Origin of the sequence: Nocardia concava NBRC 100430 (genome assembly GCF_000308815.1) — a bacterium.
In the GTDB taxonomy this organism is placed as follows: domain Bacteria; phylum Actinomycetota; class Actinomycetes; order Mycobacteriales; family Mycobacteriaceae; genus Nocardia; species Nocardia concava.
Window position 1 is genome coordinate 39,194 of sequence record NZ_BAFX01000024.1, and the last position, 15,030, is coordinate 54,223.

Genomic DNA, 15,030 nt, shown 5'->3' on the forward strand with positions numbered 1-15,030 from the left:
GTATCGACCGCAATCCGGCAGGGGTGTTGAGGTAATGGGACGTTTGTTCGGCACCGATGGTGTCCGTGGGCTCGCCAATGAGTCGCTGAGCCCCGAACTGGCGCTGCAGGTTTCGGCCGCGGCGGCTCAGGTTCTGAGCCGGGGGAAGAAGCGCGCGCTGGCCGTGGTGGGACGCGATCCGCGCGCCAGCGGCGAGATGCTCGAGGCCGCGGTCACCGCGGGCCTGACCTCCGCGGGCGTGGACGTGCTGTCGGTCGGTGTGCTGCCGACCCCCGCCGTCGCGTATCTGACCGGCGTGTACGACGCCTGCCTGGGCGTCATGATCTCCGCCTCGCACAACCCCATGCCGGACAACGGCATCAAGATCTTCGCCGCGGGCGGGCACAAGCTGGACGACGCCGTCGAGGACCGGATCGAGGCGCTGGTCGCCGTGGGCGGCTTCGCGCGGCCCACCGGCGCCGCCATCGGGCGGGTGCTGGGACGGCCAGGGCTGGGCGGGCACGTCTTCGACGCGCACGATCAGTACAGCCTGGAGGGCACCCACGAGCGGTATGTCGAGCACCTGGTGCAGGCCACCGGACGCGATCTGCGCGGGCTCACCGTGGTCGTCGACTGCGCGCACGGCGCGGCCTCGGAGGTCGGGCCCGCCGCCTACCGTGAGGCGGGCGCGACCGTTATCGCCATCAATGCCGAACCCGACGGGCTGAACATCAACGACGGTTGCGGCTCTACACATCTGGACAAGGTGCGGGATGCCGTGCGCGAGCACGGCGCGGACCTGGGCCTCGCCCACGACGGCGACGCCGACCGCTGCCTGGCCGTGGACGCCACCGGCGCGGTCGTCGACGGTGACGCCATCATGGCCGTGCTGGCCGTGGGCATGCGCGACTCCGGCGAGCTCGCGCAGAACACCCTCGTGGCCACCGTCATGAGCAATCTGGGCCTGCACATCGCCATGCGCGAGGCCGGAATCGCGGTGCGCACCACCGCCGTCGGCGATCGCTACGTGCTCGAGGATCTGCGCAACGGCGGGTACACGCTGGGCGGCGAGCAGTCCGGGCACGTGGTCTTCCCGAAGTTCGGCACCACCGGCGACGGCGTGCTGACCGGGCTGAAGCTGATGGCGCGGATGGCCGAAACCGGCAGCAGCCTGGCGGAATTGGCGGGCATCGTGCGGACCGTGCCGCAGATTCTGATCAATGTCCCGGTCTCGGACAAGGCGGCCGTCGCGGCTGCCCCGTCGGTGCTGGAGGCCGTCGCGGACGCCGAGCGACTGCTGGGCGACACCGGGCGGATCCTGTTGCGTCCCAGCGGAACCGAGCAGCTGGTCCGCGTCATGGTGGAGGCCACCGACCCCGCCCAGGCCGAGCTGCTTGCCGACAACCTCGCGAAACTGGTCGCCGCGGTCTGATCGCGTAACCGGCAGGCCCCACTCGTCATCCCGGCATGCTTTTGGCCGGGATCCACAGCAGTCAGGGTGGATTCCGGCCAAAAGCGCGCCGGAATGACGGGGCGGGCTATCGCCTAGGCGTTGAGGCGGGCGATGGCGTCCTCGAGTGTCGAATCCCGCTTGCAATAGGCGAAGCGCACCAGGGTGTTCCAGTCGGTGCGATGGGAGAGGGCGGCGACGGGGATCGCCGCCACGCCCAGACGGGCCGGTAGATCCTTGCAGAAGGCGGTGCCGTCGGTGCCGACATCCGCGCACACGAAATAGCCGCCCGCGCTGCGCTTCACGTCGAAACCCAGGTCGCGCAAGGCGTTCGACAGCAGGTGGGATTTGCGTTGGAGCGCTGTGCGATTGGCCGCGGCCCACTCCTGTTCGTGCTCCAGCGCGTAGGCGATGGCGGGCTGGAACGGGGATGGGGGCACGAAGGTCAGATACAGCTTCGCGGCGCGCACCGCGTGGATCAACGGCGCGGGGCCCAGGGCCCAGCCGAGACGCCAGCCGGTGACATTGAAGGTCTTGGCGGGGCCGGACACCACGATCGTGCGCTCGCGCATGCCCGGCAGCGAGGCTATCGAGACGTGCGGGACGCCGTCGAAGACGAGGTGCTCGTAGACCTCGTCGGAAATCACGAGAAAGTCTTGCTCACAAGCCAATTCGGCAATGGTGCGCAGGGCCTCGTCGGTCAGCAGTGATCCGGTCGGGTTGTGCGGGGAGTTCAGCAACAGCAGGCGGGTGCGCGGGCTGATCGCGGCGCGCAGCTCGTCGAGGTCGAGGGTGAAGCCGTCGCCGTCGGGGATCATGGCGACCGTGCGCGGGACCGCGCCCGCCAGGGCGACCGCGGCCGGATAGGAGTCGTAGTACGGCTCGATGAGGATCACCTCGCCGCCCGGTTCCACCAGCCCGAGCAGCGCGGCCGTCAGCGCCTCGGTGGCACCGGCCGTGACCACGACTTCCGTTGCCGCGTCGTACTGTTCGCCCAGATGCCGGGCGCGCTCGGCCACGATCGCATTGCGCAGTTCCGGTTGGCCCTGCGGCGAGGTGTAGTGGTTCACGCCGGTGGCGATGGCCTCGCGGGCGCGGTCCAGCATGGCGCGCGGGCCCTCGTAGTCCGGGAAACCCTGGCCGAGGTCGATCGCGCCGTGCGTCACCGCCAGCTGGGAGATCTCACCGAAAACCGAAGAGCTGTAGGGGCGCAGGCGCTGGACGAGCATGGGGCTAGAGGGTCTCCGTGAGCTGGCCGTCGGTGATGTGCCAGCGGCGGGTGGCCCGCACATTGTCGAGCATGCGGCGGTCGTGTGTCACCAGAAGCACTGTGCCCTCGAAGGATTCGACCGCCTCCTCCAATTGCTCGATCGCGGGTAGATCCAGGTGGTTGGTGGGTTCGTCGAGGACCAGCAGGTTGACGCCGCGTGCCTGCAGCAGGGCCAGAGCCGCGCGGGTGCGCTCGCCGGGGGACAAGGTGTCGTTGGGGCGCATGACATGCGGGCCGCGCAGGCCGAACTTCGCCAGCAGGGTGCGGACGTCGGATTCGTTCCAGTCGGGGACCTCGGCGCTGAAGGTGTCGGCGAGGGAGGCGCTGCCGCGGAACAGGCCGCGAGCCTGATCGACCTCGCCGATGGCGACACCCGAGCCGAGGGCCGCGGATCCGCTGTCGGGCTTCGTCTTTCCCAGCAGCAGCGACAGCAGGGTGGACTTGCCCGCGCCGTTCGCGCCCGTCAGCACGATGCGGTCGCCCCAATCCACCTGCACCGTCACCGGTCCGAGGGTGAAATCGCCGCGGGTGACCGTCGCACCGGACAGGGTCGCCACCACCGAGCCGCTGCGGGGCGCGGCGGCGATGGACATGCGCAGCTCCCACTCCTTGCGCGGTTCCTCGACCGCGTCCAGGCGTTCGATGCGCTTGAGCGTCTGCTTGACCTTCGACGCCTGCTTCTCAGTGGATTCGGCGCGGGCCTTGCGGCCCATCTTGTCCGAATCCGCCTTCGACTTGCGGCGGGCATTGCGGACACCGTGTTCCATCCAGTTGCGCTGCATGTTCGCGCGCGCTTCCAGACCGGCCTTGGTGTCGGCGAATTCGTCGTAGGCCTCGCGGGCGTGGCGGCGCGCGATGGCGCGCTCCTCCAGATAGGACTCGTAGCCGCCGTCGTAGACGCCGACCTGCTGCTGGGCCAGATCCAGTTCGACAATGCGATTCACGGTGCGCGCCAGGAACTCCCGGTCGTGGCTGATCACCATGAGCGGCTCGCGGACGCCGGTCACGAACTGCTCGAGGCGGGCCAGGCCGTCCAGGTCCAGGTCGTTGGTGGGCTCGTCGAGCAGCAGAATGTCGAAGCGGGACAACAGGACCGAGGCCAGACCGGCGCGGGCGGCCTGACCGCCGGAGAGCACGGTCATGAGGGTGTCCAGGCCGTGCGGGAGGCTCTCGGCCAGGCCCAGATCGGCGGCCACCTCCTCGGCGCGTTGCTCCAGATCCGCGCCGCCGAGGGCGAGCCAGCGCTCCAGGGCGGGGGAGTACTCGTCCTCGCCGCCGTCGGCCAGACGCTCGGCGGCGGCGTCCATGGTGTGCTGGGCGGCGGCCACACCGGTTCGGCGACGCAGGAATTCGATCACCGTCTCGCCCGCCACCCGCTCGGGCTCCTGGGCCAGGTAGCCGACGGTGGCGTCGGGCGGGCTCAGCACGATCTCGCCCTCGGGGGCGTCGCCGTCGGCGAGCATGCGCAGCAGGGTGGACTTGCCGGCCCCGTTCACGCCGACCAGCCCGATCACGTCGCCGGGGGCGAGGATCAGGTCCAGATCGGAGAACAGGATCCGCTCACCGTGTCCGGCGGCCAGGCCGCGCGCATGCAGAGTGGTGCTCACCAGGGCGATTCTGCCGTGCTCAGGGTGCCACCCTGATTCCGGCCCTGCCGAAAGTCAGGGTCGGAATGGGGCGGAGGACCGATGTGCCAGGTGATCGAACTCGGCACAGTGGAGTCATGACAACACAGTTCCCCACCTCGACCCCGCCCCAGACCCACAAGCGCCTCACCCGCTCCAGCACGGATTCGTGGATCGGCGGCGTGTGCGGCGGCCTGGCCGAATATCTCGGCTGGAACGCCAACCTGGTCCGTATCCTCTTCGTGGCGTCCTGCCTGCTGCCCGGACCGCAGTTCCTGCTCTACATCGCGCTGTGGATCATCATCCCCAAGAAGTGAGTTATCCCCAGGCCGCGAGTTATCCACATTCGGTATCGAAGGTGCTGCGAGGGGTTTCCGCGGGTGACAGGATGAGTGCCACGTCACTGCGGAGGAGCGCACATGGTCACATCGGGTGATCTGCCCGGGCTGGATCTGCCTGGTTTCGACGCGCATTCGGAACTGGGTGAGATGGGGACGGTGGAGTTACCGCACCCCACGCAGGATCTCGACGGCGACGGGCTACTCGACACCGTGACCACCACGACCGACCACGCCATGCAGGTGTGGACGGATCTGGATCACGACGGGTTGGCCGATCATGTGACCGTGGTGGACGGCGGCGGGGACTACACCGCGTGGGAGTTCCACCACCATCCCGACGGCACCACCGAATGGGTGCGGTCGGATCGAGGACACCTCGGCGGCAAATAGCCGGGGCGGCGGGGGTTTTCACGGCACTCGAGGGGGATCGATGGGTGAATCCGGCGATTTCGGCGTGCGCGTTTCGACGCTGCACGCCGCGGCCACCACCTTGCGCGACAATGCGGCTGCCCTGCACGGGCATTCGCGCACGGTCGGCGACCACGCCTTCGGTATCGGCAACGACCAGGCCGGACGCGACTACGCGGCCCAGGGCGCCGCCATCCACCAGGGCTTCGAACGCGTCGCCGCCTGCCTGCGCTGCTGGGCGGCCGCCGCCACCGCCACCGCCGACGTATTCGACCGCGCCGCCGCCGAATACGCCCGCCTCGACCGCGCCCGCGCCGCCGCTCTCACCGGTGCCACTGCCCTGACGGAGGCGGGCCGATGAGCTTCGACCCCACCGGCAAGAGCGTCGACCAGATCCTCGACTACGGCGCTCCCGGCCTCGAGTACTGGGAACACTTCCTGCCCCTGTACACCAAGGCCTTCGGCGCACCCCGGTTCTCCCTCACCGACGTCTACGCCCGCTACGACGAACAACGCGGCGCGAACCTCGCCGAATTCGACACGGCCCGAGCAGAACTCGACAAGGCCCTCACCGAAGCCGAATCCCGCTGGTCCTCCCACCAGTCTCTGGCCCAGGCTCTCCCCGCGGCCTGGACCGGCGCCACCGGCACCGAGGCCCTCACCCTCATGAATTCCCAACTCCGCCAGGCTCGAGAAGACCTCGACACGGCCCGCACGGCCGCCACCGCCATCTCCGCCGCCCTCGGCCCCCTCCACCAGGCGGTCCTGACCAAGGCCGAAGTCGCTCTCGCGCTCCTCGAACCCACCGCCGACGGGACAGGCCGCGTAGCCATCGACGGCAAATCCCCCGACGACATCGACGCTCTCGTCACCGACGGCACCGACCCCTGGCTGTCCACCACCTTCCGCCCCGACGTGGACCGCAAACTCACCACCTTCGCCGCCGCCTGCGACACCACCGCCCACACCTTCGAATCCCACTACCGCACCATCCTCACCGCATTCGCCCAGGTCATAGACCACCCCTACCCCCAACCCGCCCCAACCCTGTTGCCCCGGGCCGACCCGGCCCCCGCCCCGAATCTCCCCGCCCCGCAACCGCTTCCGGTAGGGACCGCTGAGCGGCGCAGCGCTCAGCAGCCGTACACGGCGACGTGGCCGACGGCTTCGGAGAGTCCTGGCCCCGCACAGTCCTCCGGAGCCGGACCTGCGTACTCGACGCCACCGGTAGCTCAGGCTGCCACGCCCGATCCGATTCCGGGACCGTCAACGGATCGCGCCCAGCCCGCCGCCATAACCCCAAACCCCAAGGCCGATGGAGTCGTTTCGGCAGAACCTGCCGTTTCAACAGAACCTGCCGGTACGACGGACCCGGTTCAACCCCGAACCGACCAGTTCGCCACCACCCTGAAAGACGCCCTCACCCAATTCGAAACCGGCCTCCAACAGGGCATCTCCGCCGCTGTTGAAAAACTCGGCTCCCTCGCCGACCAAACCCCGCCCACCTCCGACGCCCCGGAGGCGGCAGACGATCCGGAGTCGGCAACCGAACCCAAACCCGCCCCGGACCGTCAATCGGGCCTGAGCCTTCCGACCGGTCACCTCGAATTCGACCTCGCTGGAAAGCATTTCGTCCTCGAACGCACCCCAACCGGCGAACTGACCGCCGCCATAACCGACGAATCCGGCCAAACCCACACCTACAAACTGACCTTCGACCAAAACGGCAACCCCACCCTCGCCGCCGACCCGCCCAACCCCACCGCTCCCGCAGCCGGCGATGAGGCCCCCGCCGGTGGCGATGAGTCGGGCCGAACTCCACCCGCCCCGGCGGATCCGGCGGGTGCGAGTGGCGGTGCGCCGAGCGACCCGCCGCCCGGCGCGGACCAGCCGGGCTGTACCCCGGACGCCATGCCAGATCCCTGCCCCGAGCAAGGCAGCAGGGAAGCGCCGCATCCCGCTCCGGCCGCTCCGGGACCCGCCACTGACCCTGGTACGGCGGATGCGCCGCCCGGCTGGGACTCGAAGGTTTGTCCCGACCCCTGCCCGACCGACGGTTCGATCACCCCTGCGCAGCCACCGTCGACCTGCGCGGTGCCACCGCCTGAATACGGCGCACCGCAGCCGCCCCTCGACAACCCTGTGCCACCGGCAGTTTCGCCTCCCGCTGACGCGGATGATCGGCCGCCACCGCCTGCGGACTCCGTGCCGCCATCGACGCCGCAGCCGAATACCGCTCCGCCACTGGGCAGTCCGGACGCACCCCTGGAGATCCCGGATGGAGGCATCGAGATCCCGGAGATCTCACCGCACGCTCAACCAACCGGGCCGTGAGACCGGGCCTTGCCGGGTCACGACCGCTGCCGGGTCCGAGGACCGCCTGCTCAATGCACTCGCGATCGATCGCGGACAGCCCCGTGGGCGGGAGTCTGAATACTCCGGCCAGGGCCGACCGGCTGCGTCGCGGCTCGAGGCATGGTCGGCAGGCCGCCGGTGGCGCGCCGATGCGTCGGTCCGAATCCTGGTTGCTCGCCGCGGGATTCGGGTGACGACCGGTGGTCGGTTACTTGCGCAGCGCCTGGATGAGTTGGAGGACCGGGAGTTTTTGGGGCTGGTCGGGTTCTTCCTCGACGGCGTCGGGGTCGACGAGTTGGGTGTGGGGGATGAGGGCTTCGGGGTCGGCGAAGGGCTTGTATTTCTTGTCGCCGAGGACGGTGTAGTTGAGGTAGCCGATGAGGAGGGCTCGGGTGAGGCGTTCGGTTTTGGGCTCGTGTTTGCCGGCGCCGAGGGCGGCGAGGGCGCGGCGGCCCTCGACCATGCCGTTGTGGGTGGCCTTGTCGAGGGAGCGGAGGATGGCGTCCTCGCCCCAGGCGGAGGCCAGCGGGAGGGCGTCGGAGCTGACCGCGTCGATATCGGTGGCGCTGGCCAGGATCAGGGCGGGAGCGTCGACCTTGGGGGCCAGGGCCGCGGCGGAGGGCGCGGTGGGGGACGGGTACAGGGCGGCGACGGCGGCGACTTCGCGCTGGGAGGCGGCGATGACGGCCGCGCCCGCGCCCATGCCGTGGCCGACCAGGGCGAGCTTGCGCGGGTCGACGCTGATATTGCCCGCGCCCAGCCGCACGCCGGTGCAGATGTCCAGGGTGGTCAGCAGATCCGTGGCCAGGTTCAGGTGCGAGGGAATGGGTCCGCGTTCGGTGTCGGGCGCGGCGGCCACATATCCCCAGGAGGCCAGGTGCTCCAGCAGCCGCCGGTAGTTGCCGACGCCGGTCAGCCACCCGTGCCCGAAGGCCACCGCGGGCAGGTTGAGCCCCTTCCCGGGCGTGAACACCACCCCGGGCAATCCAGCGATGCCGAGATTCCCGCGCAGCACCTCGTGCGGGCCACGCAGGGTCAGAGTGCTCAGGAGCGATTTCACAGACGCCGACACGGACTAGAACCTATCCGATCGAGATGTACTTGGGGCGTTTCGCCCGGTCGGACATCGACTCGGATTCGTGCATCCGGGTTATCCCGTTAGGCTATGGGCCCATGTGCGGAATCGTGGGGTATGTGGGGTACCGGGATGCGCTCGGCGTGGTGGTCGATGCGTTGCGCCGCATGGAATATCGCGGTTACGACTCGGCGGGAGTCGCGATCCTGGACGGCGCGGGCGGGCTCGCCGTGGAACGCAAGGCGGGCCGCCTGGCCAATCTCGAGGCCGAGCTCGCCGAGGGCGGCAGCGCCCGATTCGCCGGGGCCACCGGCATGGGCCACACCCGCTGGGCCACGCACGGCGCGCCCACCGACCGCAATGCCCACCCGCACCGCGACCGCACCGGCCGGGTCGCGGTGGTGCACAACGGAATCATCGAGAACTTCGCCCCGCTGCGCCGCGAACTGGAGGAGGCCGGGGTCGAACTCGGCAGCGACACCGACACCGAGGTGGCGGTGCATCTGGTCGCCCGCGCCTACGCCCAGGGCGACACCGCCGGTGACTTCGTCGCCTCCGCACTCTCCGTGGTCCGCCGCCTCGAAGGCGCGTTCACCCTGGTCTTCTCGCACGCCGACCATCCCGGCACCATCGTCGCCGCCCGCCGCTCCACCCCGCTGGTGGTCGGGGTCGGCCAGGGCGAGATGTTCCTGGCCTCCGATGTCACCGCCTTCATCGAACACACCCGGGAGGCAGTCGAACTCGGCCAGGACCAGGCCGTCGTCATCACCGCCGACAGTTACCGGGTCACCGACTTCCACGGCAATACCGACGGTGTCCGCACCCGCCCGTTCACCATCGACTGGGATCTGGCCGCCGCCGAGAAGGGCGGCCACGACTACTTCATGCTCAAGGAGATCGAGGAGCAGCCGCAGGGCGTCGCCGACACGCTGATCGGCCACTTCGCCAACGGCAAGATCGTTCTCGACGAGCAGCGGCTGCACGATCAGGAGCTGCGCGAGGTCGACAAGATCTTCGTGGTGGCCTGCGGCAGTTCGTATCACGCGGGCCTGCTGGCCAAGTACGCCATCGAGCATTGGACGCGGCTGCCCGTCGAGGTCGAGCTGGCCAGCGAATTCCGTTACCGCGACCCCGTTCTGGACCGCTCCACCCTGGTGGTCGCCATCTCCCAATCCGGCGAGACCGCCGACACGCTGGAGGCCGTGCGGCACGCCAAGGAGCAGAAGGCGCGAGTCCTGGCCATCTGCAACACCAATGGCGCGCAGATCCCGCGCGAGTCCGACGCCGTGCTCTACACCCGCACCGGCCCGGAGATCGGGGTCGCCTCCACCAAGGCGTTCCTGGCGCAGATCACGGCCAACTACCTGGTCGGGCTGGCGCTGGCGCAGGCGCGCGGCACCAAGTATCCGGACGAGGTGGCGCGCGAGTTCGCGGAACTGGAGTCCATGCCGAAACTCGTTGCGCAGGTGCTGGAGTCGGCCGAGCGGGTGCGCGAGATCGCCCGTGAGTTCGCACACGTACCGACCGTGCTGTTTCTCGGACGGCATGTCGGCTATCCGGTCGCTCTCGAGGGCGCGTTGAAGCTCAAGGAACTGGCCTACATCCATGCCGAGGGCTTCGCCGCGGGCGAGCTCAAGCACGGCCCGATCGCCCTCATCGAGGACGGGCTGCCGGTCTTCGTGGTCATGCCCTCACCCAAGGGCCGCGCCATGCTGCACTCCAAGCTGCTCAGCAATATCCGCGAGATCCAGGCCCGCGGCGCGCGCACCATCGTCATCGCCGAAGAGGGCGACGACACCGTGCGCCCCTTCGCCGACCACCTGATCGAAATCCCCTCGGCCCCAACCCTGTACCAGCCGCTGCTGTCCACGGTTCCGCTGCAGATCTTCGCGGCGGAGGTGGCTCAGGCCCGCGGCTACGACGTGGACAAGCCGCGCAACCTGGCCAAGTCGGTCACCGTCGAATAGCTCTCGACCGGTCGGGTGCCGTCACTGAACGGTGACGGTGCCCTTCATGTCCGGATGCAGCGGGCACAGGTACCGGTAGGTGCCCGGAGTCGTGAAGGTGTGGCTCCACTCGCCCTTGTGAATGATCGGGCTGTTGATACCGAGCGCCGTATCCCCGATGCCCTGCACGGCATGCGGCGCGCGATCATCGAACTTCCAGGTCACCGTGTCCCCGGCCTTGACGGTGATGTCGGCGGGCGAGAACTTCATGTCCTTCACCTCGACCGTCACCGCGGCGGCCGCGGCCGGACCGGTGGAGGTCGCGGCGGCCGAGGTGGTCGCCGGTGCCGCCGTGGTGGAGGTGGCGGCCTTGTCCGAGTTCGACGAGCAGCCCCCGACCACTAGTGCCCCCGCCACGACGGCGACGAGAAGCGGGGCACGCGAGGACGACTGGCGACGGATCGACATGTCGGCCAGGTTAGTCCCCGCCGATAGCCGACCATTCGCGGGCACCCGCGCTGACCTGCGCCCCGGCCCGACCGGCGTAGTGTCCTGAAGCGCAGGCAGGTTGGGCCGAGGTCGACCGCGGGCCCACACAGTCCAGTCCCGGGAGGCGAACCATGACCGCACCGGCGGTGCGCGCGTACTACACGGCGGATGAAGTCAGGGCCATGGAGGCCGAACTCTTCACCCGGGTACCGGCCGGAATGCCCATGCGGCGGGCGGCTTTCGGACTCGCCGACGTGGTGGCGCGGGAACTGCGGGAACGCACTGGCGGTGTGGCCGGACGCGCGATCGCCCTGCTGGTCGGCTCCGGCGACAACGGCGGCGACGCGCTGTGGGCGGGCTCGTTTCTGCGCCGTCGCGGTGTCGCGGTGCGCGCGGTCCTGCTGTCGCCCGAACGCGCGCATGCCGAAGGGCTGGCCGCGTTGCGCCGGACGGGCGGCCGAGTCGTATCCGCTCCCTCCGACCCGGAGGAACTGCGCGCGGACCGAATGCCACCGGGGCAGGTCTTGCAGGTGCGCACCAGCTCGCAGGTGCCCTGGCCGGTTCGCGACCTGCTCGGCGAACCGGACCTCGTCGTGGACGGCATCGTCGGTATCTCGGGGCGCGGCGCGCTGCGGCCGGTAGCCGCCGAAATCGTTGCGGGCGTGCGCTGCCCGATCATCGCCGCCGACCTGCCCAGCGGCGTCGATCCGGACACCGGCGAGGTGACCGGCCCGGCCGTCACCGCCGACGTCACCGTCACTTTCGGTGCGTACAAGCCGGTGCACGCCCTCGCCACCCCGCACTGCGGCCGAATCGAACTGGTGCCCATCGGATTACGTGAGGGCCTGCCGGGCCTGGCAGCGCTGGAACCCCGGACGGTCGGCGAGGAATGGCCTGTCCCCGGCCCCTTCGACGACAAATACACCCAGGGCGTCACCGGCGTCTGCGCGGGCAGCGCCACCTACCCCGGCGCGGCCATCCTCTGCACCGGCGGCGCGGTCGCCGCCACCTCCGGAATGGTCCGCTACGCGGGCACCGGTGCGGCCCAGGTGCTCGCGCACTTCCCGGAAGTGATCGCCGCCGAATCGATTTCCGCCACCGGCCGGGTCCAGTCCTGGGTCGTCGGCCCCGGCGCGGGCACCGACGCGGCCGCCCGTGACCGACTGGCCGAGATCCTCGCCACCGATCTGCCCGTCGTGGTCGACGCCGACGCCCTCACCCTCCTCGCCGCCGAGCCGAGCCTGGTACAGGGCCGCACCGCCCCGACCGTCCTCACCCCCCACGCCGGTGAATTCGCCCGCCTGACCGGCTCCGAACCCGGCCCCGACCGAGTCACCGCGGTCCGCAAACTCGCCGAATCCTGGCAGGTCACAGTCCTTTTGAAGGGCCGGTCCACCCTGATCGCCACCCCCGGCCGCCCCGTCTTCGTGAACGAGGCGGGCGGCTCCTGGGCCGCCACCGCGGGCTCCGGCGACGTCCTCTCCGGCATCATCGCCGCCCTCCTGGCCCACGGCTCCCACCCCGCCTTCGCCGCCGCATCCGCCGCCCGAGCCCACTCCCTCGCCGCCAATCTCGCCGCCCACGCCACCACCACCGCCGGCGCCCCGATCTCCGCCTCCCCCTTGCTCTCCCACCTCCGCGAGGCCATCGGCACCCTCCGCGAACTCGCCATCTGACGTCTCCTGTGGGGAGTCTCTCCCCGGATTTCGGTGGCTTGGCGATGCGACGCGTCGCGCGGAGAATGAACTCCGGGGAGGGGGCTCGGTCATGGATGACCTTGCGGTGAAGTCCATCTCGTATGCGGCGTACTGGGCACTGGCGGGGGCCGTTCCGGCCCTGTTCATAATGAGCGTGCTCTTCTATGACGGCCTGTGGAAGACCTGGCGGGACCGGCTGCGCGACGACTGGCAGCCGACTCGATGGCCCTTCGTCCGGCTGCTGGATTTCGATGCGGAATATCCGAATCTGCTCGGCTGGTTCGTGTGCCACGCGGTGTTCGTGGTCGTCGTCGTGGTGCTGGCACGGTACAGCCCGGCGGCGGATCTGCCCGGCATGGCGGTATTCGCCGCCGAATTGTGGCTCGTGGTGCCGATCGTCCTGGCGCTCATGGTGATAGCGGAGAACCCGCCCTGGCGGCTGGCGGTCGGGTATGCCGTGGTGTGGCTGGTCCGATTCCAAGTCGTCGGGTTCCTCGTGGGGCTCGCACTGTTGTATCCGGACAAGATCACGAGCCCGTCGTATCCGAGGTACCCGGGGTAGCGGCGGCGTGCAGGGCGGTGCGCGCCGCCGTCACGACCGGATGCCCGGCGGTGCCGCTGCGATAGGCGAGGTGCGTGCGTCGGCGGGCCGTCAGCGCGGTGAGGCGGACGCCCGCGGGCACGGCGAGCGCACCCAGGTCGGGGACGAGCGCCACGCCTTGGCCCGCTGCGACGAGGGCGAGAACAGTGCCGAAGTCGTCGGCGTGATGGCGGATGCGCGGGCTGAATCCCGCTGCCAGGCAGGCGCGGACGGTCATTTCGTGGCACAGGGTGCCGGGAGTGCCCGCAATCCAAGGGGAATCCGACTGCGCGGCAAGCGATCCGGGCTCGAGGGTGGCGAGGTGAATGGTTTCCTCGAACAGTGGTTCGGTGTCGAGGCCGGGTTCGGGGGCGAGGGGGACGTAGTCGTATTCCTGGAGCAGGGCGATGTCGAGGGTTTCGGCGCGGAGGGCGGCGGGGGCGGCGGCCGGGTCCAGTTCGGTGACGAGGAGTTCCAGGAGGGGGTGGTCTCGGCTGAGGGTGACGAGGGCGGGGGAGAGGATGGTGTGGACTGCGGTGGGGAAGGCGCCGATTCGGAGGGTGCCGGTGAGTTCGGTTCGGGTGGAGGCCAGTTCGGCTGTCGCCTGTTCGAGGACGGCGAGGATGGTTTCGGTGTGGTCGACCAGGCGGAGGGCGGCTGGGGTGAGGGTGACGCTGCGGCCGGTGCGGTCGAGGAGGGGGACTCCGGCTTCGCGTTCGAGGGCCGATAGTTGCTGGGAGACGGCGGAGGGGGTGTAGGTGAGGGCCTCGGCGACCGCGGCGATGGTTTGGCGGTGGGCGAGCTCGCGGAGCAGGCGCAGGCGGCGGACGTCCAGCATCAGGTGAGCTTACGCTCGAGGGTAGAAACGTGAAATAGACCTGACGCATCAGAGCGGCCAGGCTGGTGGGCATGACATTCACCGGCTTGTACGTGCCCCTGGTCACGCCCTTCACGGCCGCCGACGAGGTGGCGGGAGACGCCTTGGAAGCCCTCGCCCACGAGGCCCTCGACGCGGGGGCGGCCGGGCTGGTCGCGCTCGGCACCACCGGCGAACCCACCACCCTCACCGCCGCCGAGCAGGCCCGGGTCATCGATATCTGCGCCGGGGTCTGCCGCGAGCGCGATGCCGCCCTGATCGTCGGTGCGGGCTCCAACGCCACCGCCGACTCCGCCCGCGCCCTCACCGCCCTCGACCCCCAGGCGACGGCCGCCCTCGCGGTCGTCCCGTATTACAACCGCCCCTCCGAAGCCGGTGTGGTGGAACACTTCCGGACCCTCGCCGCCGCGAGCCCGGTCCCGGTGCTGATCTATCACATTCCCTACCGCACCTCCCGCACCCTCGGCGCCGAAACCCTGTGCCGCCTGGCCGAATTGCCGAATGTCGCGGGCTTCAAATACACCGCCGGCGGCATCGACGACACCACCATCGCCTTTCTGAGCCGCCTGCCCGACTACACCTCGATCCTGGCGGGCGACGATCTCTACGCCGCCCCGCTGCTCGCCCTGGGCGCCTCGGGCGCGATCCTCGCCTGCGCCAATGTCGATCCCGCCGCCTACGCCGACCTCGTCACCGCCTGGCTCACGGGTGATCTTCCGCGCGGCCGCGACCTCGGCAACCGCCTGGCTCCCCTCGCGGCCGCCCTGTTCGCCGAGCCCAATCCCATTGTCGTCAAGGCCGTTCTGGCCGCCCAGGGCCGCATCCCCACCCCGAATGTCCGCCTTCCCCTGCTCCCGGCAAGCTCCGAGGCGCTGTCCGCGGCCCTGTCGGTCGTGTCCGCCCACCGGGCCGGGATTCGGGTGTGATCCGACTCGCTG

The 15,030-nt window shown here is 70.0% G+C and carries 14 protein-coding genes; 9 read left to right on the forward strand and 5 right to left on the reverse strand.

The features are described 5' to 3' along the window. Positions 1 to 34: 34 nt before the first annotated feature. Positions 35 to 1,411 carry a phosphoglucosamine mutase gene (gene glmM, locus ON43_RS06375; protein WP_040804628.1) on the forward strand — a complete coding sequence of 459 codons (1,377 nt, stop codon included), beginning with the start codon at positions 35 to 37 and terminating at the stop codon, positions 1,409 to 1,411. Between the two features lie 113 nt (positions 1,412 to 1,524). On the opposite strand, the gene ON43_RS06380 is transcribed toward glmM, so the two are convergent. Both ON43_RS06380 and ON43_RS06385 read right to left on the reverse strand, forming a co-directional pair. Beyond that, complete coding sequence (locus tag ON43_RS06380) at positions 1,525 to 2,658, reverse strand: aminotransferase class I/II-fold pyridoxal phosphate-dependent enzyme (protein WP_051178012.1); 1,134 nt, start codon at positions 2,656 to 2,658, stop codon at positions 1,525 to 1,527. Positions 2,659 to 2,662: 4 nt separating this feature from the next. Then, complete coding sequence (locus ON43_RS06385) at positions 2,663 to 4,306, reverse strand: ABC-F family ATP-binding cassette domain-containing protein (protein WP_040804629.1); 1,644 nt, start codon at positions 4,304 to 4,306, stop codon at positions 2,663 to 2,665. Between the two features lie 116 nt (positions 4,307 to 4,422). Between ON43_RS06385 and ON43_RS06390 the strand changes: the two genes are divergently transcribed. The 4 genes from ON43_RS06390 (at position 4,423) to ON43_RS06405 (ending at position 7,407) form a co-directional block, all read left to right on the forward strand. Next, complete coding sequence (locus ON43_RS06390; protein WP_040804630.1) at positions 4,423 to 4,641, forward strand: PspC domain-containing protein; 219 nt, start codon at positions 4,423 to 4,425, stop codon at positions 4,639 to 4,641. Between the two features lie 102 nt (positions 4,642 to 4,743). Further along, positions 4,744 to 5,055: a DUF6802 family protein gene (locus ON43_RS06395; RefSeq protein WP_040804631.1), complete on the forward strand. Its 312-nt coding sequence runs from the start codon at positions 4,744 to 4,746 to the stop codon at positions 5,053 to 5,055. Positions 5,056 to 5,095: 40 nt separating this feature from the next. Continuing rightward, on the forward strand, positions 5,096 to 5,434 hold the full coding sequence (locus ON43_RS06400; RefSeq protein ID WP_040804633.1) for a hypothetical protein: 339 nt from the start codon (positions 5,096 to 5,098) through the stop codon (positions 5,432 to 5,434). Beyond that, positions 5,431 to 7,407 carry a hypothetical protein gene (locus tag ON43_RS06405; protein WP_040804634.1) on the forward strand — a complete coding sequence of 659 codons (1,977 nt, stop codon included), beginning with the start codon at positions 5,431 to 5,433 and terminating at the stop codon, positions 7,405 to 7,407. Before ON43_RS06400 ends, ON43_RS06405 begins: the two co-directional genes overlap by 4 nt. 229 nt (positions 7,408 to 7,636) lie before the next feature. Here ON43_RS06405 and ON43_RS06410 read toward each other — a convergent pair whose 3' ends face one another. Continuing rightward, positions 7,637 to 8,500: a dienelactone hydrolase family protein gene (locus ON43_RS06410; RefSeq protein WP_040804635.1), complete on the reverse strand. Its 864-nt coding sequence runs from the start codon at positions 8,498 to 8,500 to the stop codon at positions 7,637 to 7,639. A 101-nt stretch (positions 8,501 to 8,601) separates the two neighbouring features. On the opposite strand from ON43_RS06410, the gene glmS reads away from it, so the two are divergent. After that, positions 8,602 to 10,470, forward strand: a complete 1,869-nt coding sequence (gene glmS / locus ON43_RS06415) for a glutamine--fructose-6-phosphate transaminase (isomerizing) (RefSeq protein WP_040804637.1) — start codon at positions 8,602 to 8,604, stop codon at positions 10,468 to 10,470. A gap of 21 nt (positions 10,471 to 10,491) precedes the next feature. On the opposite strand, the gene ON43_RS06420 is transcribed toward glmS, so the two are convergent. Continuing rightward, a complete protein-coding gene (locus ON43_RS06420) occupies positions 10,492 to 10,917 on the reverse strand; it encodes a cupredoxin domain-containing protein (RefSeq protein WP_051178014.1) in 426 nt (141 codons plus the stop codon). A gap of 167 nt (positions 10,918 to 11,084) precedes the next feature. On the opposite strand from ON43_RS06420, the gene ON43_RS06425 reads away from it, so the two are divergent. Further along, positions 11,085 to 12,614 (forward strand): NAD(P)H-hydrate dehydratase, encoded by a 1,530-nt coding sequence (locus ON43_RS06425; protein WP_040804703.1) that lies wholly within the window; start codon positions 11,085 to 11,087, stop codon positions 12,612 to 12,614. 91 nt (positions 12,615 to 12,705) lie between these two features. Continuing rightward, on the forward strand, positions 12,706 to 13,197 hold the full coding sequence (locus ON43_RS06430) for a hypothetical protein (RefSeq protein WP_040804638.1): 492 nt from the start codon (positions 12,706 to 12,708) through the stop codon (positions 13,195 to 13,197). On the opposite strand, the gene ON43_RS06435 is transcribed toward ON43_RS06430, so the two are convergent. After that, the gene (locus tag ON43_RS06435; protein WP_040804640.1) at positions 13,163 to 14,053 is read right to left on the reverse strand and encodes a LysR family transcriptional regulator; all 891 of its coding nucleotides are present in this window, start codon (positions 14,051 to 14,053) and stop codon (positions 13,163 to 13,165) included. The two genes, ON43_RS06430 and ON43_RS06435, sit on opposite strands and share 35 nt — an antisense overlap. A gap of 71 nt (positions 14,054 to 14,124) precedes the next feature. Between ON43_RS06435 and dapA the strand changes: the two genes are divergently transcribed. Continuing rightward, complete coding sequence (gene dapA, locus ON43_RS06440; protein ID WP_040804642.1) at positions 14,125 to 15,018, forward strand: 4-hydroxy-tetrahydrodipicolinate synthase; 894 nt, start codon at positions 14,125 to 14,127, stop codon at positions 15,016 to 15,018. Positions 15,019 to 15,030 lie beyond the last annotated feature (12 nt).

What these genes read in the sequence shown, in the direction of transcription:
- ON43_RS06430 (WP_040804638.1), top strand. Translation starts at nt 12,706, where the DNA reads ATGGATGACCTTGCGGTGAAGTCCATCTCGTATGCGGCGTACTGGGCA.
- ON43_RS06380 (WP_051178012.1), bottom strand. Translation starts at nt 2,658, where the DNA reads ATGCTCGTCCAGCGCCTGCGCCCCTACAGCTCTTCGGTTTTCGGTGAG.
- ON43_RS06400 (WP_040804633.1), top strand. Translation starts at nt 5,096, where the DNA reads ATGGGTGAATCCGGCGATTTCGGCGTGCGCGTTTCGACGCTGCACGCC.
- ON43_RS06390 (WP_040804630.1), top strand. Translation starts at nt 4,423, where the DNA reads ATGACAACACAGTTCCCCACCTCGACCCCGCCCCAGACCCACAAGCGC.
- ON43_RS06435 (WP_040804640.1), bottom strand. Translation starts at nt 14,053, where the DNA reads ATGCTGGACGTCCGCCGCCTGCGCCTGCTCCGCGAGCTCGCCCACCGC.
- dapA (WP_040804642.1), top strand. Translation starts at nt 14,125, where the DNA reads ATGACATTCACCGGCTTGTACGTGCCCCTGGTCACGCCCTTCACGGCC.
- glmM (WP_040804628.1), top strand. Translation starts at nt 35, where the DNA reads ATGGGACGTTTGTTCGGCACCGATGGTGTCCGTGGGCTCGCCAATGAG.
- ON43_RS06420 (WP_051178014.1), bottom strand. Translation starts at nt 10,917, where the DNA reads ATGTCGATCCGTCGCCAGTCGTCCTCGCGTGCCCCGCTTCTCGTCGCC.
- ON43_RS06405 (WP_040804634.1), top strand. Translation starts at nt 5,431, where the DNA reads ATGAGCTTCGACCCCACCGGCAAGAGCGTCGACCAGATCCTCGACTAC.
- ON43_RS06395 (WP_040804631.1), top strand. Translation starts at nt 4,744, where the DNA reads ATGGTCACATCGGGTGATCTGCCCGGGCTGGATCTGCCTGGTTTCGAC.
- glmS (WP_040804637.1), top strand. Translation starts at nt 8,602, where the DNA reads ATGTGCGGAATCGTGGGGTATGTGGGGTACCGGGATGCGCTCGGCGTG.